This window comes from Dactylosporangium sp. NPDC005555 (assembly GCF_040605635.1).
Taxonomy (GTDB): Bacteria; Actinomycetota; Actinomycetes; order Mycobacteriales; family Micromonosporaceae; genus Dactylosporangium.
In genome coordinates, this window is the sequence record NZ_JBEXDG010000001.1 from 349,563 (window position 1) to 374,100 (window position 24,538).

Here is a 24,538-nt window from a genome sequence, read left to right on the forward strand (position 1 = left end):
CCTTTACTTCGGTATCCGCCGCGCCACGTAGAGCACGTCGGTGGCCACTGCGGACAGGCGGCGGCTGCGGGCGGCGAGGTCGTCGGTGCGCCGGGCGACCGGGCGCAGCCATTCGCGGCGGTACGCGCCGGCCGGGCACAGCGCGAAGCCGCGCCGCTCGACGACCTCGAAGCCGTGCCGCGCGAGGAGCTGCTCGACCTCGGCGTGGTGCAGCTCCGCGAACCACTCGTTGGCGCGGTTGGAGCGGTGCCGCAGGTGCCGCAGCGACTGCCGGTTGCCGTGGTTCTCCACGACCAGCAGGCCCGAGTCGGCCTCCGGCAGGATCTTCGCGGCGAAGGCGATCGCCCGGTCCCGGACGTCCTTCGGCGCGTTGAGCAGCAGCCGGAACACGGTGACGAGGGCCGGACCGTCCACAGTGGCCGGATCGGGGACCGGCCCGTCGGCGTCGACCTGGTGCAGCTTCGCGTAGACCCCCGCTTCCTGGGCCTTGGCCAGCATCTGGGCGGACACGTCGTAGCCGTGCGCCGCTCGTACGACACCGTGCAGCAGCCTGATCGCCCGGCCGGTGCCGCACGCGAAGTCGTGCTGGACGGGCCGGCGGGCGGTGAACTCGCGGCGGACCAGGCGGCGCAGGAACGCACGCTGTCTGGCGCTCACCGCGGTCGAGTAGGTCTCCGGCGCGTAGACGACCCGTTCGTACTTGTCGACCGCCGCATCAGACTGGAAGACCTCCGCATAGTCAGTTCTCATCGTTCCCCCTGCATCAGAACGTGCCTCAAACGCACGACCGCGTAGCAGTACGCGGCCGCACCCGCCCCCGTGGCGGCGAATTTCACGAACAGTCCGTGGACCGGCAGCACGGCCAGCTGCGGCACGGCGAAACACGACACGGCCAGCCCGCAGGCCAGCAGCGTGGCCCGGCCGAAGGGGTGCAGGCCGAGGCCCCGCACCACCTGGACGAGCGGGACCAGGTTGTTGACCAGCACCGCCGCGCACAGCCCGACGGCCGCGCCGAACGCGCCGTGCCGCGGGATCAGCAGCGCGTCGACGCCGAGCATGGCGACCAGGGCGAGCCCCACGTTGAAAAGGTTCCACCAGGTGCGCCCGGCCATGGCGAGGACGACGTCGACCATGCCACACGCGGTGGCGACCATCATCGTGACCGCGAGGAGCCGCACGATCGGCACGCCCGACTCGTAGTGCTCGCCGAACAGGTCCAGGTACAGGTGTGCGTAGGTGACCATCAGCAGGTACAGCGGCCAGCAGGCGAGCACGACCCACGCGGTCGCCTGGCGGTAGAGCAGGTTCGCGCCCGCAAGGTCCCGCACGGCGAGCCGCTCCGCCAGGCGCGGCTGCACGGACTGGGTGACGCCCTGGTTGACGAACTGCCCCAGGATCACGAAGCGGCCGGCCACGGCGTACATGGCGGCCGGCGCGAGACCGGCGAGCGCGGCGACGAGCAGCACGTCGACGCGCTGCAACGCCATCTGGGCGAAGCTGGCGACGGCGCGGGGCGCGGTGAATCCCCAGAACCGCTTCGGGGTGAAGTCTGTGGCCTCGGTTCTGCCGACCTTCAGCGAGCCCCGCAACCGGGTCAGCGCGACCCCCGCGAGCAGCGCCGCGGGCAGGTAGGGCAGGGCCCACAGCGCGGCGAACACGTCCGGGCCCCAGCCGGCGGCCCACACCAGGGCGAGCAGCACCAGCTGCACGGCAGGGCGCATGACCCGGTCGAGCAGCACGGTCGGGCGCATCGCGCGCAGGCCGCGGGTGGCGGCGAGCAGCGCGTCGCTGAGCGCGGCCAGGGGCAGGAACACCGCGAGGGTCCGCACCAGGTCGGGCCGGCCGGGCAGCAGGTCCGCGGCGAACCACAGGCCGCCGGCGATGACCAGCGCCGCCACCGCCAGGGGCAGCAGCGCGGTGCGCAGGCACTCGCCCAGCCGGGACAGGTCGCCGACCGCGCGCATCCGGGCCGGCCAGTACACCAGCGACGTCTGCACGCCGAGCTTCGCCACGGTCACGCCGAGCCCGAACACGGCGGTGGCGGCGAAGAACGCGCCCGCGCTGTGCGGGTCGAGGGCGCGCGCGGCGAGCCAGGTGACGCCGAGCCCGGCGACGCCGGTGCAGACGGTGCCGGCGAGGTTGGCCAGCCCTCCCCGGGCGGCGCCGCGCAGCATGCCGCCGGGCGACTCGAGACCGGCTCCCGGGGCGGGTTTGTCGAGGGTCGCCGTCACGCCGGACTGTCCGCTGTGGACAGCCAGGAGGGACGGTGCCCGAGCCAGCCCGCGAGGCGTTCGTCGTAGGGAGCGTAGTGCGCGGCGAGCTCCTGGGCGATCGAGTCGTCGAGGCGGTTGCGCGGGCGCGCGTTGTGCCGCTCGAACGCCGGATACCCGTCCACCCGGGGCAGGCCGAGGAAGTCCAGGACGGCGTCGTACACCGGCTCGGGGCGCAGGAAGAACTCGGTGCTGTCCACGACGTGCACCCGGTCGCGGCCGAGCAGCCGCGCCATCGGCTCGATGTAGTCGATGTACTCGCCGCGGGCGCGGTAGGCGTGGTGCTGGTGGGCGAAGCTGTACGCGTTGGGGTCGTCGAGCAGCATTTCGCGCTGCCCGGCCAGCCGCGCCGGCTCCAGGGCGAGGGCGCGGCCGAAGTCCACCTCCGGCTCGAAGCCGCGGGCGACCTCGTGCGCGTGCTGGGAGTAGGCGCGCTCGACCGGGTCGCGCACCAGCACGACGAGCTTCACGCCGGGCAGGTCGGCGGCGATCCTGGCGAGGGCGTGCGGGTGGTACATGTAGTACGGGCTGGACTCGAACGTCTGCGCGGGCACGCCGAGCTCGTCGGCGATCCGCTCGGCCCGCCGCTGCAGCGGGAAGTGCCCGCGGTACCAGCGCAGCCCGTGGTGGTAGCCGACGTCGAAGTAGTGCACGCCCTTGTGCAGCACGGCCTTGATGACGGCGGGGTGCGCGGCGAGGGCGCGGTAGAGCGACGTGGTGCCGCAGCGCTGCCCGCCGCAGATCAGGAACTGCGGCAGCATCCGGCGGCTCGCGGTGAGCTGACCGTAGTTGCGGGATCCGAAGTGGATGATCCGCTTCATCGTGTCGGGAACCTGCACGGGCATGGTTACAGCGCCTCCACTCGCGCGACGAGAACGGGCAGCAGCCAGCTGCCGAGCACGCCCAGCCGGGCGCCGGCCTCCGCCTGCCGGTCGGTGACGTACCGGGTGGCCAGGTCGATGAGGTAGAGCAGGGTGGTCACCTCGACCGCCTGGCGGTGCACCACGCCGAACGGCAGCAGCAGCTCGGGCGCGGCGTCGATGAGGTCGCTGACGGCCCGGGCCGCCGACGGTGCCCGGCCGATGCCGATCTGCAGCGCGTGGTGCAGCGCGTCGTAGCCGATCGGGACGCCGGGGGTGAAGCGTTCCCAGTCCCAGACCAGGATCGTGTCGGCGAGGCCGGCCATGTTCCAGGGTGCCCAGTCGCCGTGCCAGGAGCCGTACGTGAGCTGGACGTCACCGGCGAAGCGGGTGATGCGCTCGGCCGCGGCCCGCAACGCGCCGCCCTCGGTGTGGTCGGCGACGGCGTCGAGCCGGCCGCGCAGCCGGGTCCAGTAGCCGCTGTCGTCGAGGCGTCCACGCCGGGTACCGCAGCAGGCGGCGACCTCCCGCATGGCGTTGGCGAGCCGGGGCGCGGTCACCGGGACGCGGGGCCGCCAGACCGGCAGCGCCGACTGGACCAGGACCTCGTGCTCACCCCACTGTCCGATGTGGAGCGCTTCGGGCACCCGCAGCGCCTTGAGCCCGGCGGTCGACACGGCCGCGAGGGCGTTGCCCTCCGCCTTCACCAGGGTCCGGGTCAGCGGCGAGGTGCCGAGCTTGGCGAACGCCATGGTGGTGCCGGACCCGGTGAGCAGCTGCAGCACCGGTTTGCGGTTGGCTCGCGCCGGTCCGATGTGGACACTGAGCCGGACCTCGGTCCCCAGGACGCGGCGGAGGTAGGTGTCGATGGTGTCCGCGCCGGGCGTGACCCGCAGCCGGTCGCGCAGCAGCACCGACGACGCGCCGGTGCGCAGGGCGGCGACGACCGCGTCGCGCTTGAGCTTCGCCACCCTTGACTGCGGCTCGGCGTAGCGGCGCACGGCGGCGGCGGCGAGACGGCGGTCGTCGGCGGGCACCAGCAGCCGCGGCTTGCGGGCGTTCGGGACCACCAGGTATTCCACGACGGCGGTGCCCTGCCCCGGGTACAGCAGGGCGAGGACCTCCTCGATGTACTGCGCGCGCAGCCGCTCGTCGTCGACCTGCAGTGCGGCCGGGGCGGTCTTCACTGGGCTCATCGGCTCTCCAAACGGTTGCGCCACAGGACGGCGTACGCGAGGAAGGTCAGCGCCAGCGGGGTGACCAGCGCGTTGTACCAGAACATCGCGGCGAAGCTGGACACGATCGCGGCGGTGGCGGCGAGTCCGGCGGGTGTCGCGTCCCGCCGGAAGCGCCACAGCCCGACGACGAAGAACGACAGGTAGGTGACGGTGCCGAGCAGCCCGTGCGCGAAGAGGAGCTGCCACAGCTGGCCGTTGCCGCCGATGGTGAAGTTGCCGCAGCGCGCGCAGTCGTCGCTCTCCCCGACCGCGATCGAGTTGCGCCCGCCGATGGTGTTGCGAGTGGAGCCGAAGCCGATCAGCGGCGACTCGACCACCCCGGTCAGCGCCTTCTCGGTGGTGTACATCCGGACCCCGTTGGACTTGCCGTCCTCCAGGCGCGCGTTGACCACGTCGCCGAGCGGGGTGGTGGCGACCGCGACGGCGACGGCCGCACCGGCGACGGCGACCATCCCGAGGGCGGCGAGCTTCCCGCGCAGGGCGAGCCGCACCGCCACGTACAGCACCATGACGCCGAGCCCGATCCACAGGCCGCGGTTGAGCGAGTAGACGATCGGCGCCATCGCCGCGAGCAGCGTCACGGCGGTGAACACCTTGACCTTGCGGCTCCTCGTCAGCGACCAGCCGGCGACGAGCAACCAGCCGATGAGCAGGCAGACGTTGTTGCCCCAGGTGTTGGTGTACCCCCAGGGAGCGCCGGGTCGTGGGGTCTCCCCGCCGAGCAGGTTCATGATCTGCGCGGCGGTCGGGTGCACCAGCGACTGGATGAAGCCGTTCTCCCGCAGGTGGTGCGGCAGCAGCAGCTCCAGCGGCGCGGTGAACTCGAACCTCGGCGCGGCCATGCCCAGCAGCCCGCCGGCGACGGTGACGACGAACAGCCACGCGAGCAGCTGGATGAAGCGCCGCTGCGGCAGCTCCCGGCGGTCGACGTTGCCGGCGTACACGAGGATCACGGTCATCGCGACGTAGCCGCCGAGCCGGTACGCGTAGGACACCAGCCGGCTGGCCGCGGTGCCCGGCACGGTGCCGGTCGGGTCCGCGCCGAGGCTGAACAGCCCCAGGCCGACGACGGCGAGGAACAGCAGCCACAGCAGGAACCCGGGCGGCAGCTTGACGAGCTGCCCCGAAGCGCGGTGCCGCACGAGCGACACCAGCATCGGCACGGCCACCAGGAAGAAGATCAGGGTGCCGAGGCCCAGGGCCCACCAGAGCGGGTACAGCAGGAGCAGCCCGGTCACGGGCCAGGCGGGCAGCCGGTGCGCCCGTGCGCGAAGGCTGGTGACCGGTGCCGCCTGCAGCGAGGGATGGTTCGCGAGGGCGGTCATCCCGCCACCTCCGCTTCGCTCCGGCGTCGGCCTGCCCCGAACCTGCTACATGATTCGCTCGCAAGCTCACTCATCGGCGCTTGTCTGCGCCGTTCTCACCGGCCGTCTCGGCGGAGACCCGGGTGACGGAGATGGTGCGGGTCTGCCGCTTCGGCCCGGACGGCACGGACGGGGGTGCCTGGACGACCTTCGGCGCGGTGACGGTCGCGGTCGCGGCGCGGATCCGCTTCGGGACGACCGGCTCCTCCGGCTCCTTCGGCGGCAGCTTGTCCAGGACCGTGGTCATGTCGTCGGCGACGGTCGGCTGCTGGTCCTCGCGCTCCTCGGTGCCGCGGGTGACGGCGAGGCGCGGCAGGACGACGGCGCCGAGCAGCGGCGTGCCGACCCGGCGCAGCTGGTCCGCGGCGTCGGCGACCTCGGTGTTGCGGGTGCGCCGCAGCTCGACCGCGATGATCGCCGCGTCGGCGAGGCTGGCCAGGCTCTGCGCGTCGGCGCTGGTCGCGGTCGAGGGCGCCTCGACGACGACGTAGGCGGCCCGTTCCCGCAGCGTGGCGAGGGTGTCGCGCAGCGCCTGCGACTGCAGCAGCCCGCCGGCGCTGGCGGTGCCGCCGGTGGTGACGACGCTGAGGTTGGGGTGCCGCGGCGCGCGCTGGGTGGCGCTGCTCAGGGAGAACCGGCCGGCGAGCACGTCGGACAGGCCCGGGACGGACCGCACACCGAGCATCTTGCTGACGCTGGCCGTGTCGACCAGGCTGTCGGGGAGGTGCGCGCAGACGAGCACCGTTTCCGCGCCGGTGCGGGCGAAGGCGGCCGCGAGGTTGGCGGCGACGACGGTGGAGGCGGCGCCGCGGCTGGCCCCGGCCACGACGACGACCTGGCCGGCGAGCGCGACCCGGGCGTCGGCGCCCATCGGCGCGGGGACGCTGGCGAGGACCTCGTTGCGGAGCCGGTTGAAGATCCGGCCGCCGGCGCCGAACGGCGCGAACACATCGTCGAGGCGGGGCTTGACCCGGCCGGGGACCGCGGCGAGGACCGCGACGTCGACCCGGCGGGGCAGGTCGGAGGGGCGGCGGACGCGCTGGTCCAGCCGCTCGCGGAGCAGGGCCGCGCCGACGCCGAGCAGCAGGCCGAGCATGGCTCCGCTGGCGAGGTTGAGCAGCCGGTTGGGCTTCACCGGCCGGGCCGGCAGGTCCGCGTCACGGATGATCTTCCCGGCGTTGACGGTGGTGGTGAGCAGCTGGTTGAGCTGAGCCGCGAGGGTGTTGATCTGCGAGGTCGCCGTGGTGCGCTGGCTCTCCAGGTTGGGCCGGTTCGGGTCCGCCGGCCGGAGGTTCGCGAGCTTGGTGTTGATCTGCAGCAGGCTCGCGTTGAGCTGGTTGAGCTTGTCCTGCAGGATCGCGATCCGCCCGGCGACCTCGGCCTTCGCGCTCTCCTCGCGGTTGCGCAGGTACGCCTCGGCGAACGCGTGCGACCCGGCCTGGGCGATGCGCGCGTCGCTTCCGGAGTACGTGATGACGAGGAACGTGGTGTTCGGCGGCACCTCGACGCGGACGTGGCCGGCCAGCTCGTCCGGCTGCTCCGGCGCGCGCATGAGCTCCCGCGCGTCGGTGGCGACGGTGGTCGAGGTGACCAGCTGCGCCTCGTTGTCGAGGTTGATGTCGCCCTTGGTGCGGCCGCTGGTGGAGTTCGCGTCCTGCCCGTTGCCCAGGGGCGAGACGAGGACCGACGTCGCGGACTCGTAGACCTTCTTCTGCATGCCGGTGAACTGCAGGGCGCCGAGGAGACCGGCGCCGACCATCAGGAGCACCAGCCACCAATGGCGCCGGGCCATGCCGAGCAGGTCGACGCCCGGCGAGTCGGTATCGGCGGAAAGCTGGCGGTTGGCGTCCATGAAGCGGCGGCCCCTTCGGCGTCAGGTTCTCCAGGGGCTAACGCTTCCGGCACTTCAGGCGTAATGGGTAGATGTGCCCGCTTTTACGGAATTGGGCGGGGATCCAGCCAGCCGTTGTTGCCGAGGTAGCGCAGGACGGTCGTGACCGCCTCGCCGTACGACAGGTCCGTGGTGTCGATCGCCAGTTCGGCGTCGACCGGTGCCTCGTACGGGTCGTCGATGCCGGTCATGCCCTTGATCAGCCCGGCACGCGCCTTCGCGTAGAGCCCTTTTCGGTCGCGCCGCTCGCACTCGGCGAGCGGTGTCGACACATGGACCAACACGAAACCGGCCCCGGCGTTACGGGCGAACTCCCGGGCCGCTGCGCGCGCCTCGTGATACGGCGCGATCGGGCAGCAGATCGCCACCCCTCCGTGGCGGCCGACCTCGGCGGCGACCCAGCCGATCCGCTTGATGTTGGTGTCGCGGTCCGCGGCGGAGAACGTGAGGCCCGCCGACAGGTGGCGGCGCACGATGTCGCCGTCGAGCAGGGTGACGGTGCGCTCCCCCGTCTCCTGCAGCGCGTCGGCGACGCCGGTCGCCATCGTCGACTTCCCGGAGCCGGACAGGCCGGTGAAGAACACGACCAGGCCCCGCTGCCGGCGCGGCGGCCGGGCCCGGGCGAGCTCGCGGGCGACGGCCGGCGGCGTGTGCCACTCCGGCAGGATCGTGCCCCGGTCGAGGTGGTCCTCGATCTCCGCGGCGGTCAGCGGCAGCCGGCGGTGCTTCGGCGGGATGTCGTCCAGGGAGCGCCACTGCCCGTCGCGGCCGTCGTAGGCGAGCTCCCGGGGCACGAGGACCCGCAGGCCGCCGCCGGACAGCATCGAGTCGCTGGAGGCGAGCAGGTGGGTGACACCGTAGGCGGCGGCGACCCGGGTGCGCAGCATCGCGGCGCGGATGTCGTCGCCGCCGTGGTGCGGCAGCGGCAGCGCCACGATCGTGCACGGGGGCATCCGGTCGCGCGCGGCGAGCACGCAGCGGACCAGCGCTTCCGGCGCGAGGCCGTCGGGGCCCGGGCTGCCGACCGGCACCAGCACGAGCAGGTGTGCGGCGAGAGTACGAGCGGCGCGGGCGATCTGTGCCAGCTGCGGCCGGTGCAGCGGGCGGTCGGCGATGACCCCGAGGATCCGGCCCTGCGGCAGCGTGCCGCGCACCTCCGCCGGGGTCCGGCGCATGCGGCGGAACGCCCCGTGCCCGCCGTCGCCGAGCCGCTTGACCCGGCCGGCGGCGCCGCCGAAGCCCTCCCGCGTCGGATACACCTCGGTGGTGTCCAGCGCGGCGATCGGGGCGCCCTCCAGGTCGGCGAGGATCAGCACCCGTTTTCGCGGGTCGGCGACGTCGAGCTGGCCGAGCACCGACTGCGGGACCTCCAGGGTCACCGGCACCGGCCACGCGGTCCCGTCGGCGAGCCGGCCGTTGCGCCGCAGCGACGTCAGGTCGGCCTTGCCGAGGAAGCCGGACAGCGGCCGATACGCCTCCGACAGCAGCAGCTCAAGATCGGCGATCTCCGACGGGCGGGGTGTGAAGGTCGGGGCGTCCCGGAGCACCTCGTCCGGCAACGCCCAACCCTCGACCGCCCCACCGTTCACAGACACGCGTGACAGTCTGTCAGTTTTCCCGTCGTTTCTCCCAGCGGGGGTTCAGCCCGTGTTGCGCATGCCGGCCGCGATGCCGTTGACCGTGGTCAGCAGCGCCCGCTCCAGCGCCGGGTCCGGCGAGGACTTCCGCCCGCCGCCCCAGACACCGCTGTCGGCGGCCTTGCTCGCGCGATACTGGGCCAGCAGCGACACCTGCAGGTGGTGCAGCGGCTGCAGGTAGCTGTCGCGGACGCCCAGCGTGCGGTCCAGCACCGGCTGCCGCTCCAGCAGCGCCGACTCGCCGGTGATCGCGAGGACCTCGGCGACGGTCTTGTCGTACTCCGCGCGGATCACCTCGAAGACCGGCTTCAGCGGGTCGGGCACCAGCGTGTCGACATACCGCGAGGCGATCTCCAGGTCCGTCTTGGCCAGCATCATCTCGACGTTGGACAGGAAGGTCCCGAAGAAGTGCCACTTCTCGTGCATCTCGCGCAGCACGTCGCCGAGGCCGGCCACGCGGGCCGCTTCAAGGCCGCTGCCCACGCCGAACCAGCCGGGCACGATCTGCCGCGACTGCGTCCAGCCGAACACCCACGGGATCGCCCGCAGGCCGCCGAGGCCGGCATCGGCGTTGGGCCGCTTCGCCGGGCGGGAGCCGATGTTGAGCGCGCCGAGCAGCTCGGTCGGGGTGGCCGCCCAGAAGTACGCGGGCAGGTCCGGGTTCTCGACCAGGCCGCGGTAGTTGGTGAACGCGGCGTTCGACACCGTCTCCATCGCCGCGTCCCAGCGCGCGAGGGCCTCGGCGGGCTGCCGGGGCTCGGTGTGCAGCAGGGCGCTCTGCAGGACGGCGGCCAGGGTCAGCTCGAGGTTCTCCCTGGCCAGCGCCGGCAGCGTGTACTTGTCGGAGATGACCTCGCCCTGCTCGGTGACCTTGATCGCGCCGTCGAGGGTGCCCCACGGCTGGGCCAGGATCGCCTCGTGGGTCGGGCCGCCGCCGCGGCCGACGGTGCCGCCGCGGCCGTGGAAGAGCCGCAGCCGGACGCCGTGCCGGGCGGCGACGTCACGCAGCTGGCGCTGCGCCTTGTGGATCATCCACTGCGACGTGGTGATGCCCGCGTCCTTGTTGGAGTCGGAGTAGCCGAGCATGACCTCCTGCACGTCGCCCCGGGCGCGCACGATCGCGCGGTACACCGGGATCGACAGCAGATCGTCCAGCAGCTCGCCGGCCATCTCCAGCTCGCGGGCCTGCTCCAGCAGCGGCGCGAAGCCGACCCGGGCGCGGGCCGACTCCATCGACGCACCGCCGAAGCCGGCGCCGGCGCTGACCTCGACGAGGCCCCACTCGCGGGCGAGGACGACCGCGGCGAGCACGTCGTCGATGCCCTGCGTCATGGAGATGATGTACGTCTCGACGACCTCCGGGCCGAAGCGCTCCTGCACCTCGCGGATCGCGGCGAACACGTCGAACGTCTTGCGGGCGTTGTCGGTCAGCCCGGTGTCGCGGGTGGCGAGGGGGCGGCGGCCGTTGAGCTCGTCGATGAGCAGCTGGCGGCGGGACTCACGGTCCAGGTTGGCGTATTCGACCTCGCCGACGCGCCGGTAGAGCTGGGCGAGGACCTCGTGGTGGGCGTCGGCGTGCTCACGCACGTCGAGGGTGGCCAGCTGCAGGCCGAACGCGGACAGCGTGCGGATCGCCGAGGCGAGCTTGCCGGTCGCGGCGAGCTGGCCGCCGTTGCGCGCCAGCGACGCCCGCATCAGCTCCAGGTCGGCGATGAGCTCGCCGGTGCCGAGGTAGTCGCGGCCCTGCTTGTGCGGCGTGCCGGTGGCCAGGCGCGTGCGGGTGTGCTGCAGCTTGAGCCGGATGCAGCGCAGCTTCAGCCGGTAGGACTCCTCGAGGTTGACCCGGCGGTAGCGGGGCGGCAGCTCCGGCAGGTTGTCCAGGTCGGCGGCGAGGCTCGCGGACAGGTCCAGCGACACCCCGCGCAGGCGCTTGGAGACCGACACCTCGTCGATCAGGCCGTCGATGATGCCCTCGGCGGCGCGGATGCCGTACTCGTGCTGGATCAGCAGGACGTCGCGGGTGACGGCGGGGGTGACGAACGGGTTGCCGTCGCGGTCGCCGCCGATCCACGAGCCGAAGCTCAGGGGCCGCGCGGTCGGGGGCAGCTGCACCCCGAGGTCCTTGAGGGTGTCGTACAGGTCGTCGAGCACCTGCGGTGCGGCTCCGCCGGCCAGGTCGGCGAGGTAGTAGACGGCGTTGCGGGCCTCGTCGCTCGGCTCGGGCCGCTCCAGCCGCAGCTCGTCGGTCTGCCACAGCAGGTCGAGCAGCTCCGCGAGGCGGCGGTCGGTGCGGGCGGCGCGGGTCTTGTCCGGCTCGAGCGCGCCGTCGAGCGCGGTGGCCAGGGCCTCGGCGTCGAGCTCGTCGCCGACGGCGCGCAGCTTCGTCAGGATCGAGCGGCGGGCCGCCTCGGTCGGGTGGGCGGTGAACACCGGCCGCACCGCGAGCTTGGAGGCGATCGAGCTGATCTCCTTCACCCCGACGCCACGGTCGGCGATCAGCTTCGCGGCGCGCTCCAGCCAGCCGCCCTCACGCACGCGGATGCGGCGCAGCTCGCGGGCACGGTGCACCTGCTCGGTGATGTTGGCCAGGTGGAAGTAGGTGGAGAACGCCCGGGCGAGCTGGGTGCCGGCGACCACGTCGAGGCCGGTCAGGCGCTCGGCGGCGGCCTCGGGGTCGCTGCGGACGAGCGCGCGGACCTCTTCGACGAGGTCGAGCAGCTGCTGGCCGTCCTGGCGGACGAGACTCTGCCCGAGCAGCGAGCCGAGGCGGCGGATGTCGGCGCGCAGCGCGGCGTCGGTGTCGCTGGACGCGGGTGCCTCTGCAGACATGCTGGATCCCTCCGGACGAGTCGGCTGGGACGGCGCTGTCCGTTTTCACCGGCATCGTATCGGCTGCAACCACGCACCGTGGCGTTCCGGTGAGTCACGTCTCAGCTTCCGGCTCGGGTTCACCCTCGGTGGTTTTGTCGGACCTCGGGGATAGGCTGGGTCTCGCTCGATACACCCCCGCCCTTCCCGGGCGCGGGGTTGTTTGCCGTGCAGATGGGTTGCTCCGATGTCAAGACTCGCCGGTCTCACCTCCGCCGCCCTGTTGGACCAAGCGCTCGTCCGCGTCCGTGACCTGGCCCGGGGCGGGCACAGCGACCAGGTCGACCTGACCGGGCCCCCATCGCTGCGCACGTTCGTCACGGCGGTCGTCGCGGCCGAGCGGCCCGTCCTGGCGGTCACCGCGACCGGCCGGGAGGCCGAGGACCTGGCCGCGGCCCTGGGCTGCCTGCTCGACCCCGCCGACGTCGTGGTCTATCCGGCCTGGGAGACGCTGCCGCACGAGCGGCTCTCCCCACGCTCCGACACGGTGGGCCGGCGGCTCGCCGTGCTGCGGCGGCTCGCCCACCCGACCCCTGCGGCGGGCATGCCGCGGGTCGTCGTCGCCCCGGTCCGTTCGGTGCTCCAGCCGCAGCTCAAGGGCCTCGGCGACCTGGAGCCGATCGCGTTGGTGCCGGGTGCGTCCGCCGACCTCGACGCATTGGTGGCCCGGCTCGCACACCTGGCGTATGCGCGCGTCGACCTGGTCACCAAGCGCGGCGAGTTCGCGGTCCGCGGCGGGATCCTCGACGTGTTCCCACCGACCGAGGAGCACCCGCTGCGGGTGGAGTTCTGGGGTGACGAGGTCGAGGAGATCCGCTCGTTCGCGGTCGCCGACCAGCGCACCATCGACAAGGTCGACCGGCTGTGGGCGCCGCCGTGCCGGGAACTGCTGCTCACCGACGAGGTCCGGGCCCGGGCCGCGGCACTGTCGACCGACCATCCACAGCTGGCGGAGCTGCTGGACAAGCTCGCCGGCGGCATCCCCGTGGAGGGCATGGAGTCCCTGGCGCCGGCGCTGCTCGGCGACACCGACTCCCTCGAGCTCGTCCTGCACACCATGCCCGCCGGCACGCACGTGCTGCTGTGCGACCCCGAGCGGATCCGCACCCGCGCGCACGACCTGGTCCGCACCAGCGAGGAGTTCCTGGAGGCGAGCTGGGCGGCCGCGGCGGTCGGTGGGAAGGCGCCGATCGACCTGGGCGCGGCCGCGTTCAAGAGCCTGTCGGAGGTGCGGGCGGCGGCGGCTTCGCTGGGCCTGCCGTGGTGGTCGCTGGGGGCGTTCTCTTTGGACGCGTCCGCTGTTGTCGATGAGCCGTGGCGGCTCGGTGAGGACGCTCCGGTCGTCGTCTCCGACGATGCGATCTCCGTCGCGCTGCCGGCGCAGCCCGCGCCGCTCTATCACGGCGAGACCGCCCGGGTCGTCGACGACCTGAAGCGGCTCGCCGGCGACGGGTGGCGGCTCGCACTCGTGTTCGAGGGCTCCGGTCCGGCGCAGCGCGCCGTCGAGGTGCTCCGCGACGCCGGCCTGGGTGTGGTGCCGGCGGATGGGATCTTGGACATACCCGCGCCGGGCGTCGTCACCGTCACCACCGGCTCGCTCGGCAATGGCTACCTGGACGAGGGCGCCCGCCTGGCGATCATCACCGGCACCGACATCTCCGGCGGCCGGGGCGCGTCCACCAAGGACATGCGCAAGATGCCTTCGCGGCGGCGCAACCAGATCGACCCCCTGGAGCTGCGCACCGGAGACTATGTCGTGCACGAGCAGCACGGCATCGGGCGGTATATCGAAATGGTGCAGCGCACCGTGAACGGTGCCGACCGCGAGTATCTCGTCCTGGAATACGCCGCGACCAAGCGCGGCCAGCCCGGCGACCGGCTCTTCGTGCCGACCGACCAGCTCGACCAGCTGTCGCGCTATGTCGGCGGTGAGACGCCCACCCTGCACAAGATGGGCGGCTCCGAGTGGCAGAAGGCCAAGTCGCGGGCCCGCAAGGCGGTCCGGGAGATCGCCGCGCAGCTCATCCAGCTGTATGCCGTCCGGCAGAACTCGCAGGGCCACGCGTTCGGCCCCGACACGCCGTGGCAGCGGGAGCTGGAGGACGCGTTCCCGTATCAGGAGACCCCCGACCAGCTCGCCGCGATCGAAGAGGTCAAGGGCGACATGGAGAAGCAGATCCCGATGGACCGGCTGATCTGCGGCGACGTCGGCTATGGCAAGACCGAGATCGCGGTCCGCGCCGCCTTCAAGGCCGTGCAGGACGGCAAGCAGGTCGCGGTCCTCGTGCCGACGACGCTGCTCGCCCAGCAGCACTTCAACACGTTCTCCGAGCGGGTCTCGCAGTTCCCGGTCGAGGTGCGGCAGCTGTCGCGCTTCCAGACCCCGACCGAAACGAAGCTGACCATGGAGAAGGTCACCGACGGCACCGTCGACATCGTCATCGGCACCCACCGGCTGCTGCAGACCGCGACCCGCTTCAAACAGCTCGGCCTGGTCATCGTCGACGAGGAGCAGCGCTTCGGCGTGGAGCACAAGGAGTTCCTGAAGCAGCTGCGGGCCTCCGTCGACGTGCTCACCATGTCCGCCACCCCGATCCCCCGCACCCTGGAGATGGCGATCACCGGCATCCGCGAGATGTCGACGATCGCGACCCCGCCGGAGGAGCGGCACCCGGTCCTCACGTTCGTCGGTGCGCAGGACGACAAGCAGATCTCCGCCGCCATCCACCGCGAGCTGCTCCGCGACGGCCAGGTCTTCTATCTGCACAACCGGGTCGAGTCGATCGAGCGCGCCGCCCGCAGGCTGCGCGAGCTGGTGCCCGAGGCGCGGATCGCGGTCGCGCACGGCCAGATGACCGAGGACGCCCTCGAGAAGATCATGGTCGGCTTCTGGGAGAAGGAATACGACGTCCTCGTCTGCACCACGATCGTGGAGAGCGGCATCGACATCCCCAACGCCAACACCCTGATCGTGGAGCGCGCCGACCTGCTCGGCCTGTCGCAGCTGCACCAGATCCGGGGCCGGGTCGGGCGCGGCCGCGAGCGGGCGTATGCCTACTTCCTCTACCCGCCCGAAAAGCCGCTGACCGAGCACGCCCACGAGCGGCTGGCCACCATCGCCCAGCACACGGAGCTCGGCGCCGGCATGTATGTCGCCATGAAGGACCTCGAGATCCGCGGCGCCGGCAATCTCCTCGGCGGCGAGCAGTCCGGCCACATCGAGGGCGTCGGCTTCGACCTCTACGTGCGCATGGTCGGCGAGGCCGTCGCCCAGTTCAAGGGCGAACGCCCCGAGGAGGAGGAGCCCGACGTCAAGATCGACCTGCCGGTCGACGCCCACCTGCCGCTGGAATACATCGGCGCCGAGCGCCTCCGCCTGGAGATCTACCGCAAGATCGCCGGCGCCAAGGACGCCGTCGCCCTCGACGAGATCGTCGCCGAGATGAAGGACCGCTACGGCGAGCCGCCCCTGCCCGTGGCGAACCTGCTGGCCGTGGCCCGCTTCCGGTTCGTCGCCCGCTCCTATGGCCTGGTCGACGTCTCGCTGCAGGGCAAGCACGTGCGCTTCGGCCCGCTGCAGCTCGCCGACTCGAAGCAGATGCGCCTGAAGCGCCTCTACCCGGAGTCGGTCTACAAGGCGGCGGCCGACACGGTCTCCCTCCCCCGCCCCTCGACCCGCCGCGTCGGCGGCGAGCCGATGCGCGACACCCAGCTCCTCGAATGGGCCGCCGAGCTGCTGAAAACCGTCCTCGGCGACCCGGTCCCCGCCACCACCAGGTCCTGACCCCACCGCCTCCGCCCCGCGGGGCGCTCTTGCACTTCGCGGGGGCTCCCGCGCCTCGCGGGGGCTCTCCCGCGCTGCGGCAGCCACCGCTGACGGCGGCCACCGCAATGCCACGCGCACGCGTGTGAGGCTGCCGCGCGGGACGCGCTGGCAGTGCGGCGCGGAGCGGCGCATTGGGGGTCCGGGGTGAGAATCCCCCGGCGGGACCCGCGCGCAGCGTGGGGCAGCGAGCCATCGCCGAAGGCGACCGGCGGGAAACAGCGCAGCGAGCCATCGCCGAAGGCGAAATGCGGGTAACAGTTCAGGCCCGGTGGGCAGGGCGGTGGGTCAGGCGGTGGTGCAGGGAGCGGGCCAGGAGCGCGGCGGCGAACGGGGCGTCCTCGCGCAGGTAGCGGCGGGCCAGGCGGCGGGGTTCACGGGCGAGGCGGTCGAGCCATTCGAGGCCGGCCTTCTGCAGCGCGGGGTTCGCGCGCTGGATGTCGCCTGCGACGAAGTTGACCGCGGCGCCGCAGCCGAGGAACCAGGTGGCGGGCAGCGCGGCTCGCAGGCGGCGGATCAGGTGCTCCTGACGGGGGAAGCCGATGCCGACGTACACCATCTGCGGCTGGGCGGCGATGACCGCGTCGCACACCGCTTCGAGCAGGTCGGGGTCGGTGTCGAACCCGAACGGCGGGCAGAGCGTCCCGGCGATCCGCAGTCCGGGAAAGGTGTCGGCGAGCACCAGCGCGGCCCGGTGCGCACCGTCGAGGTCGGCCACGTCGTCGAAGTCGGTGTCTGCCGTCGTACCGGCGAACCCCGAACCGTCCGAAGGAGTCCCGCCGAGGATGAAGACGCCGTGGTGGTCGGCGGCCAGGGCGCGGGACAGGGACCAGATCAGGTCGGAGCCCGTGACCCGCGCGGGAAGGTTCCAGCCGGCGAGACGGGCCGCCCAGACCAGCGGCGTGCCGTCGGCGACGACCAGGTCGGCCTCGCACAACTGGGCGCGGAGCCGGGGGTCGCGGGAGACGCGCCGCAGGATGTCGACGTTGGGCGTGACGATCCAGCCGCCCTCGCCGCGGGCCAGGGCCGAGCGCACGTGGGAGACGACTTCTGCCTCGGTCAATGGGTCCACGGAAAGGCCGCCGAGAGGGACCCGCCGCCAGCGCGCTCTGGTGTGCAGCATCGTTCATCCGTAATTCGTCGTTAGAGGTAACAGATGCCAGCACAGCTGGCATATCTACCAAAACGACCAAGGAGGACGGTTGGTACGCGTTCTGTTCCTCGGCGGGCTCGGGCGCAGCGGGACCACCCTGCTGGAGCGCCTGCTCGGCGAGCTGCCCGGCGTGTGCCCGCTCGGCGAGGTCGTCCACCTGTGGGAGCGCGATGTCGCCGGTGACGAGCGCTGCGCCTGCGGGGCACACTTCTCGTCCTGCGACTTCTGGCAGGCCGTCGGGGAGAAGGCGTTCGGCGGGTGGCAGCACGTCGACGTGTGGCGGGTGCTCGCGCTGCGGCACGCGGTCGAGCGGACCCGGCACATTCCGCGGTTGGCGAGCGTACGGATGAGCCAGTCGCACCGGCTGCTCGTCGAGGAGTACGCGGACTGGTACGCGAGGCTGTACGAGGCGGCGGCCGTCGTCTCCGGCGCGGAGGTGCTGGTCGACTCCTCGAAGCACGCCGCCCTCGCGTACTGCCTGCGGTTCGCGCCCAGCATCGACCTGCGGGTCGTGCACGTGGTGCGGGACAGCCGGGGGGTGGCGTACTCCTGGACGAAGACCGTGCGCCGGCCCGAGACCGACGGCCTGGAGGAGATGACCCGGTACTCGCCGAGCCGTTCCGCCCTGCTGTGGAACGCACACAACACGGCGCTCTCCGTTCTGCACCGGTGCGGGGTGCCGGTCATGCGGGTCCGGTACGAGTCGCTGCTCGACTCCCCGTCGACCGTCTTGTCCGAAATTTCTGACTTTTCAGGACTTGACCGGGGCGGCATGGACTTCCTGCACGGCGGCACGGCGGAGCTCGGGCCGTGCCACAGCGCCGCGGGCAACCCGATGCGCTTCACCGTCGGCCCCGTCCCGCTCCGCCGCGACGACGCATGGCGCACCGCCCTGCCGGGACGCCAACGAAGAGTGGTCAGCGCACTCACCGCGCCGCTGCTCGGCATGTACGGCTACCGGGGTGCCCGATGAACACCACCGGACACTGGCCGAGCGTGGGCGTGGTCGTGCCGACGCGGAACCGCCCCGAGCTGCTCGCCCGCGCCGTCGAGGGCATCGTCGCGCAGGACTATCCCGGCCCCGTGCGCACCATCGTGGTCTTCGACCAGCACGACCCTGACGCGTCGCTGTGCCGCGGCGGCGACCGCCCCCTCGACGTGCTGCCCAACCTGCGCAAGTCCGGCCTCGCCGGCGCCCGCAACACCGGCATCGTGGCCCTGGAGACGGATCTGGTCGCGTTCTGCGACGACGACGACGCCTGGACCCCGACCAAGCTGCGGCGTCAGGTGCTCGCGCTGCAGCAGCGACCGCAGGCGGAGTTCTGCACGGCGGCCATCGAGGTCGAGTTCGGCGACCGGCTCACCCCCCGCCTGGCGGGGGCGTCACTGGTCGGCCTGGACGACCTGGTCCGCTCCCGGATGTCGATGCTGCACTCCTCGACGTTCCTGGTGCGCCGCTTCGTCTTCGCCGAGGACGAGATGGGCCTGGTCGCCGAGGACGCCCCCGGCAGCCAGAACGAGGACTGGGACCTGCTCCTGCGCGCCGCCAAGCGCGGCGAGATCGTCCACGTCGACGAGCCCCTCGTCCGCGTCCTGTGGGGCCGCACGTCGATGTTCGCCTACGAGTACGCGACCAAGATGGCCTCCCTGCGCTGGATGATGACCCGCCACCCGGAGATCGCCGGCTCGGGCACCGGCGCCGGCCGCGTCTACGGCCAGCTCGCCTGCTGGTCCGCCGCCTCGGGCAACCGCCGCGACGCCTGGCTCTGGACCAAGGCCGCCATGCGCTCCAACTGGCGCGAACCCCGCGCCGCCATAGCCCTCGCCGCCGTCACCGGCGTCGTCAAGGTCGAAAGCGTCCTGGGCGCCCTCCACCGCCGCGGCCACGGCATCTGACGCCACAGGACCGCATCGATCAAGGGCGGCTCACCGCAGATCCTGCACCACCCGCCGGCGGTCATGGGTTCCGGCGAGACGCACCGACGACGGTCCAGCCGCACCGCGAGATCCTCCAGCGGTGCGGCGCCGTGCCCTCGATGCCGCCGGCCACCCCGTACGGCTTCACGGACGCAGGACCGGGTCGCCGACACGGACGCGGCGGAGGGTTGCGGCGGCGGCGGCGTCCGACGAACGGGCGGCACCGCGCCGGATGCCGATCCGTGGCCGCGACGCCTGCCTGGCGTCCAAGATGTGGACCGTCCCGGCACTTTGGGCCGACTTGCGCCGCTGGCCGAATCGTTGCCGGAGTGGCGTTCGACGGCTCGCGCCGCCGGCGACTGAGCCACCGGCGACGCGATCCGCGACGTGCTACGAGCCGCCGGGGTGTCGGTGCGCGACACCCCGGCGGGCCCATCATGGTCGATCAACTGATCCGACGGCGCCGTCCAGCACCGCCATCCGACGCCTGTTCTCAGCAACTCGCCGTCCGGCGTCCGTCTCAGGCGCTCACCGGCCAGCGGTCACCGTCCGGCGTCCGTCTCAGGCGTCCACCGGCCAGCGGTCACCGTTCGACGTCCGTGCTCAGGCGGTCGCCGCCCGAAGCCTGGCGTTAGGCGGCGAGGCGCTTGGCCAGGTTCTGGTCGAGGGCGTTCATGAACTCGTCGGTGGTGAGCCACGGGGCGTCGCGGGAGATGAGCAGGGCGAGGTCCTTGGTCATCTGGCCGGCCTCGACGGTGTCGACGCAGACCTGCTCCAGCGTGTTGGCGAACGCGGTGACCTCGGGGGTGCCGTCGACCTTGCCGCGGTGGGCGAGGCCGCGCGTCCACGCGAAGATGGACGCGATCGGGTTGGTCGAGGTCTTCTCGCCCTTCTGCCACTGCCGGTAGTGCCGGGTGACGGTGCCGTGGGCGGCCTCCGCCTCGACGGTCTTGCCGTCCGGGGTCATCAGGACGCTGGTCATGAGGCCGAGCGAGCCGAAGCCCTGCGCGACGGTGTCGGACTGGACGTCGCCGTCGTAGTTCTTGCAGGCCCAGACGAACCCGCCCTCCCACTTCAGGGCGGCGGCGACCATGTCGTCGATGAGGCGGTGCTCATACGTGATGTCGGCGGCCGCGAACTCGGCCTTGAACTCGTTCTCGAAAACCTCGGCGAACAGGTCCTTGAACCGGCCGTCATACGCCTTCAGGATCGTGTTCTTCGTCGACAGGTAGACCGGGTAGCCGCGGTCGAGGCCGTAGCGCAGCGAGGCGCGGGCGAAGTCGCGGATCGAGTCGTCGAAGTTGTACATACCCATGGCGACGCCGCCACCGGGGAAGTTCGCGACCTCGAACTCCATCGGCGCGCTGCCGTCCTCGGGCGTGTAGGTCACGGTGACCTTGCCGGGGCCGGGGACGACGAAGTCGGTCGCCTTGTACTGGTCGCCGTGGGCGTGACGGCCGATGATGATCGGCTTGGTCCAGCCCGGGACGAGCCGCGGGACGTTGGACATGATGATCGGCTCGCGGAAGACGACGCCGCCGAGGATGTTGCGGATCGTGCCGTTCGGCGAACGCCACATCTTCTTGAGCTTGAACTCCTCGACCCGGGCCTCGTCGGGGGTGATCGTCGCGCACTTGACGCCGACGCCGTGCTGCTTGATGGCGTTGGCCGCGTCGATCGTGACCTGGTCGTCGGTCTCGTCACGGTATTCGATCGACAGGTCGTAGTACTTCAGGTCGACGTCGAGGTACGGCAGGATCAGCTGCTCGCGGATCTGCTTCCAGATGATGCGGGTCATCTCGTCGCCGTCGAGCTCGACGACAGGGTTGTTTACCTTGATCTTCGCCATCGGCCGGGCGCTCCTCTCGCGGCTTGCCTTCGCTTAGCAGTACGAGCGTACTGCATCGAGCGGATCACGATCCTAGGACCCCGACCCCGAGGCTGACCACACCCGCCGCGAGTGACAACGCGCCGATCCAGATCATCACGATGGCGCCGTTGGGCGCCGTGCGGCCCTTGCCCGCGGACGACGCGAAGAAGCCACCTGACATGAGGATGGCGGCGGCCAGCACACCACCTCGGGCGATCCAGCCGAGGACTCCGTCGATCCCGGCCAGGTCGGCATAGAGGATGCCGACGAGCCCGAGGGTGACCAGAACGCCGGCGTGCGCGTGCCCGGCGCGGGCGAACGCCTGCTGGAAAGGGGTCATCGGCACGGCGCCGCGCACGATCTTGGTCAGGAACCAGCCGCCGACCTCGATCGTCACGATCGACAGCAGGGCGATGCCGGCCAGGATGCGACCCGCGTCGGTGAACTCGAACTGCATCTCGGATCTCCCGTCACTGCCAAGTTAAGCTATGCCAGTGACGATAACCGACGGCGGCATCACTGGTCAAGGCGAGATAGACAGTTACGTGCTGACGCACGTCGAGCTGTGCCTGACCCTGGTCAACGACCTCACGGTGACCCCGCGACAAGGTCGTCACCTCGGCGTGGACGACCGGATCGGGACCGCGTTCACCGACCTGGCCGAGAGCGAGCGCTGGCAGGGGTTTCCGCTGGCCGGCGCGGATGTCGACGTCCTGACCGACGCCGCGGCCCGGCTGCGGGTCGCGGTGGACGCGTGCATCGCCCGCGACCTGCACAGCGCCGCCGCCGCGCTCAACGGAGTGCTCGCCGACCACGGCGCGGTGCCCAACCTGCACGGCGCCGCGGTCCTCGCGTTCCACGCCGTCGACGCCAACGTCGTCGACGCCTGGGCAGCGGAGTCGGCGACGAGCCTGGCCTTTCTCGTCGGCACCAGACAGACCCACCGGCTGGGCGTGTGCGACGCCGAGCTGTGCGACGCCTACTTCCTCGACGTCACCAAGAACACGTCGCGGCGGTTCTGCTCGCTCGCGTGCCAGAACCGCGCGAAGTCTGCCGCTTACCGACAGAAGCGCCGCGTGAAATTGTCGTAGGTACCCGGCATCCTGTTCCTCGTGAATGCCAGCCGTTTCGCCCGCGGGACCGGGCTCGTCGCCATCGCCCTCGGTGTCGCCGCCGCCAGCACCGGCCTCGCGCTGCCCTGGACCCTGGCCGGCAGCCGCCGCCCCGACCTCGTGACGATCGCCGGCATCGTGTTCCTCGGGCCGCTGATCAGCGCGCTCTGCGTCGCCTATGCGCGCACCGAGCCGCGCCGCTTCCGGCTGACCGCCGCCGTCGCCGCCGTCGCCGGGCTCGCCGCCACCCTGGTCGCGATCGGGCTCGCCACGATGGTCCAGCCGAGCGCGGGTGTCGGCCCCGGTGGCCCGGTCACCGTCGCAGGCGCGGCCGCCGCCACCCTCGGCTGGCTGCTGCTCCTGGCCGGTGGTCCCGGCGCGTTGCCGTCCGCGCCCAGGCCGTGGCTCGCGGTCGCGGCAGCAGGTGTCGTGCTGGTGATCGTGGCCGGCTTCGGCGTCGACTATGCGCGGGAGGGGCGCTTCGTCGACTCGACCACGGCCGGCGACCCGCCCCTGGCCGCCGGCGACCAGACCTGGCCGCTGCCGTATGTCGGGGAGCAGCTCGTCGGCGTCCACGACCAGCTGGCGATCGTCCGGGCCGAAGACGGCGTGCGGGCCGTGTGGCTGTCCAGCGGCGCCATCGCCTGGCGCTATCTGCGCTCCGACCTGACCGCCCAGACCGCCGGCCTGGTGACCGGCGCGACCGGCGACACCGTCGTCGTGGTCTTCGGCACCGACGACGGCGTGCTGGTCACCGCTCTGGACGCCGGCAGTGGGCAGGTGCGCTTCTCCGAGCGGTACACGGCCGGGAAGATGGCGTCCGTCCACGGCGCGGGCAGGACGGTCGTCCTCGCCAGCTCGGGCATCGGCGCCGGCGACCTGCTCGGCCTCGACGTCACCAACGGCACCCTGCTGTGGCGGTGGACCCCCGCCCGCAACGGCGGGCCCTGCGACGTCACCGACCTCGCGACCACCGCCGAGACCGTCGCGGTGGCCCTGCGCTGCCGCGCCCAGGGCGTCGACGACGTCGCCGTCGGCCTCGCCGCCACCACCGCCGCCGAGCGCTGGTCCTGGCACACCATCCAGCGCAACCCCGACGAGCTGCGCGTCCACGCCACCGGCGACGGCTTCGTCACGATCACCGGCACCTCACCGCGCCGCGCCGTCTTCATGGACGCCGTCACCGGCACCGTCGGCAACCGTCACGACACCGCCGGCCCGCTCGCCGTCCCGGCCGGCAACCTCCTGCTGTATGCCGAACCCAGCGGCGAACGCGCCCACCTCACCGCCGTCGACGTCCGCACCGGCACCGTGAAGTGGGACGTGGGCCTGCCGGGCCTCGGCGGGTATCAGCCGCTGACCGCCGCCACCGCCGCCGACAAGGTCTATGTCGTGTGGCGCGGCACGGACGGCCGCCTCCGCCTCATCGGCGCCCGCACCACCGACGGCGGCGCCACCGAGGACCGCACGATCACCTGCACGACCCGCTGCCCCGAGGTCTCCATCGCCGCCACCGCGGCCCACGCCGTCGTGGCCACCAGGGAGGAGAAGACCACCGAGCTGTTCCTGAGCGTCACCTGACCGCGCCCGGCCGGGACCGGCCCCTGGCCGGAAGGCCGGGAGAGGCGGCGCGCGGGGATCAGGTGAGGTGGTGTTCGGCGAGGGCTACGACGTTGGCGAGGAGCATGGCTCTGGTCATCGGGCCCACGCCGCCGGGCATGGGGGCCAGGTACGCGGCGACGGTGGCCACCTCCGGAGCGACGTCGCCGACGAGGCGGGCCTTGCCGTCGGGTTGGACGACGCGGGTGACGCCGACGTCGATGACGGTGGCGCCGGGCTTGACCATGTCGGGGGTGAGGAGGGCGGCGGAGCCGGCGGCGACGATGACGATGTCGGCGGCGCGGGTGTGGGTGGCCAGGTCGCGGGTGCCGGTGTGGCAGAGGGTGACGGTGGCGTTTTCGCTCTTGCGGGTGAAGATCAGGCCGAGCGGGCGGCCGGCGGTGGTGCCGCGGCCGATGGCGACGACATGGGCGCCGGCGATCGGGATGGCGTATCGGCGCAGCAGCTCGACGATCCCATGGGGCGTGCAGGGCAGCGGGGCGGGGATGCCGAGGACGAGGCGGCCGAGGTTGGTCGGGTGGAGGCCGTCGGCGTCCTTCGCGGGGTCGACGAGCTCCAGGACGCGCTGCTCGTCCAGGCCCGCGGGCAGCGGCAGCTGGACGATGTACCCGGTGCACGCGGGATCGGCGTTGAGCGCGGCCACGGCCGCCTCGACCTCGGACCGGGTGGCGGTGGCGGGCAGGTCGCGGCGGATGGAGGCGATGCCGACCTCGGCGCAGTCGCGGTGCTTGCCGGCCACGTACGCGTGTGAGCCCGGATCGTCGCCGACCAGGACGGTGCCGAGGCCCGGGACGATGCCCCGGGCGGCGAGGGCCTCCACCCGGCCGCGGAGTTCGTCCTTGATCGCGGCCGCGGTGGCCTTGCCGTCGAGCATCGTTGCCGTCACAGGTTTGATCGTGCCACTACAGTTTCGGG

The 24,538-nt window shown here is 72.3% G+C and carries 17 protein-coding genes; 5 read left to right on the forward strand and 12 right to left on the reverse strand.

The window, feature by feature from the left end:
• Positions 1-3: 3 nt before the first annotated feature.
• From ABZS58_RS01705 to ppc, 8 genes are all read right to left on the reverse strand, one after another.
• Entirely contained in the window at positions 4-750 is a 747-nt protein-coding gene (locus tag ABZS58_RS01705; protein ID WP_354776478.1) for a methyltransferase domain-containing protein, read from the reverse strand.
• The gene (locus ABZS58_RS01710; RefSeq protein WP_354776480.1) at positions 747-2,231 is read right to left on the reverse strand and encodes a lipopolysaccharide biosynthesis protein; all 1,485 of its coding nucleotides are present in this window, start codon (positions 2,229-2,231) and stop codon (positions 747-749) included. The genes ABZS58_RS01705 and ABZS58_RS01710 overlap by 4 nt, the downstream gene beginning before the upstream one ends.
• A complete protein-coding gene (locus tag ABZS58_RS01715; protein ID WP_354776482.1) occupies positions 2,228-3,115 on the reverse strand; it encodes a sulfotransferase domain-containing protein in 888 nt (295 codons plus the stop codon). The genes ABZS58_RS01710 and ABZS58_RS01715 overlap by 4 nt, the downstream gene beginning before the upstream one ends.
• Positions 3,116-3,117: 2 nt before the next feature.
• Positions 3,118-4,326, reverse strand: a complete 1,209-nt coding sequence (locus ABZS58_RS01720) for a hypothetical protein (RefSeq protein WP_354776484.1) — start codon at positions 4,324-4,326, stop codon at positions 3,118-3,120.
• A complete protein-coding gene (locus ABZS58_RS01725; RefSeq protein ID WP_354776486.1) occupies positions 4,323-5,693 on the reverse strand; it encodes a hypothetical protein in 1,371 nt (456 codons plus the stop codon). The genes ABZS58_RS01720 and ABZS58_RS01725 overlap by 4 nt, the downstream gene beginning before the upstream one ends.
• A 70-nt stretch (positions 5,694-5,763) precedes the next feature.
• Positions 5,764-7,584: a GNVR domain-containing protein gene (locus ABZS58_RS01730; RefSeq protein WP_354776487.1), complete on the reverse strand. Its 1,821-nt coding sequence runs from the start codon at positions 7,582-7,584 to the stop codon at positions 5,764-5,766.
• Positions 7,585-7,667: 83 nt separating this feature from the next.
• Positions 7,668-9,218, reverse strand: coding sequence for an adenylyl-sulfate kinase (cysC, locus tag ABZS58_RS01735; protein WP_354776489.1), 1,551 nt, complete (start codon positions 9,216-9,218; stop codon positions 7,668-7,670).
• Between the two features lie 45 nt (positions 9,219-9,263).
• Positions 9,264-12,089, reverse strand: a complete 2,826-nt coding sequence (ppc, locus tag ABZS58_RS01740) for a phosphoenolpyruvate carboxylase (protein WP_354776491.1) — start codon at positions 12,087-12,089, stop codon at positions 9,264-9,266.
• 226 nt (positions 12,090-12,315) lie between these two features.
• Here ppc and mfd point away from each other — a divergent pair, with 226 nt between their 5' ends.
• Positions 12,316-15,912: a transcription-repair coupling factor gene (mfd, locus tag ABZS58_RS01745; RefSeq protein ID WP_354776493.1), complete on the forward strand. Its 3,597-nt coding sequence runs from the start codon at positions 12,316-12,318 to the stop codon at positions 15,910-15,912.
• A gap of 301 nt (positions 15,913-16,213) precedes the next feature.
• Here mfd and ABZS58_RS01750 read toward each other — a convergent pair whose 3' ends face one another.
• Positions 16,214-17,023, reverse strand: coding sequence for a WecB/TagA/CpsF family glycosyltransferase (locus ABZS58_RS01750; protein WP_354776801.1), 810 nt, complete (start codon positions 17,021-17,023; stop codon positions 16,214-16,216).
• 130 nt (positions 17,024-17,153) lie between these two features.
• Between ABZS58_RS01750 and ABZS58_RS01755 the strand changes: the two genes are divergently transcribed.
• Positions 17,154-18,077 (forward strand): sulfotransferase, encoded by a 924-nt coding sequence (locus tag ABZS58_RS01755; RefSeq protein ID WP_354776495.1) that lies wholly within the window; start codon positions 17,154-17,156, stop codon positions 18,075-18,077.
• Complete coding sequence (locus tag ABZS58_RS01760; protein WP_354776497.1) at positions 18,074-19,000, forward strand: glycosyltransferase; 927 nt, start codon at positions 18,074-18,076, stop codon at positions 18,998-19,000. Before ABZS58_RS01755 ends, ABZS58_RS01760 begins: the two co-directional genes overlap by 4 nt.
• Positions 19,001-19,652: 652 nt before the next feature.
• On the opposite strand, the gene ABZS58_RS01765 is transcribed toward ABZS58_RS01760, so the two are convergent.
• The gene (locus tag ABZS58_RS01765; protein ID WP_354776499.1) at positions 19,653-20,870 is read right to left on the reverse strand and encodes an NADP-dependent isocitrate dehydrogenase; all 1,218 of its coding nucleotides are present in this window, start codon (positions 20,868-20,870) and stop codon (positions 19,653-19,655) included.
• A 64-nt stretch (positions 20,871-20,934) separates the two neighbouring features.
• Complete coding sequence (locus ABZS58_RS01770; RefSeq protein ID WP_354776501.1) at positions 20,935-21,348, reverse strand: hypothetical protein; 414 nt, start codon at positions 21,346-21,348, stop codon at positions 20,935-20,937.
• A gap of 37 nt (positions 21,349-21,385) precedes the next feature.
• Here ABZS58_RS01770 and ABZS58_RS01775 point away from each other — a divergent pair, with 37 nt between their 5' ends.
• Positions 21,386-21,982, forward strand: coding sequence for a CGNR zinc finger domain-containing protein (locus tag ABZS58_RS01775; RefSeq protein ID WP_354776503.1), 597 nt, complete (start codon positions 21,386-21,388; stop codon positions 21,980-21,982).
• 21 nt (positions 21,983-22,003) lie between these two features.
• Positions 22,004-23,584, forward strand: coding sequence for a hypothetical protein (locus ABZS58_RS01780; protein WP_354776505.1), 1,581 nt, complete (start codon positions 22,004-22,006; stop codon positions 23,582-23,584).
• 58 nt (positions 23,585-23,642) lie between these two features.
• On the opposite strand, the gene ABZS58_RS01785 is transcribed toward ABZS58_RS01780, so the two are convergent.
• Positions 23,643-24,509 (reverse strand): bifunctional methylenetetrahydrofolate dehydrogenase/methenyltetrahydrofolate cyclohydrolase, encoded by an 867-nt coding sequence (locus ABZS58_RS01785; protein ID WP_354776507.1) that lies wholly within the window; start codon positions 24,507-24,509, stop codon positions 23,643-23,645.
• Positions 24,510-24,538: the final 29 nt, after the last annotated feature.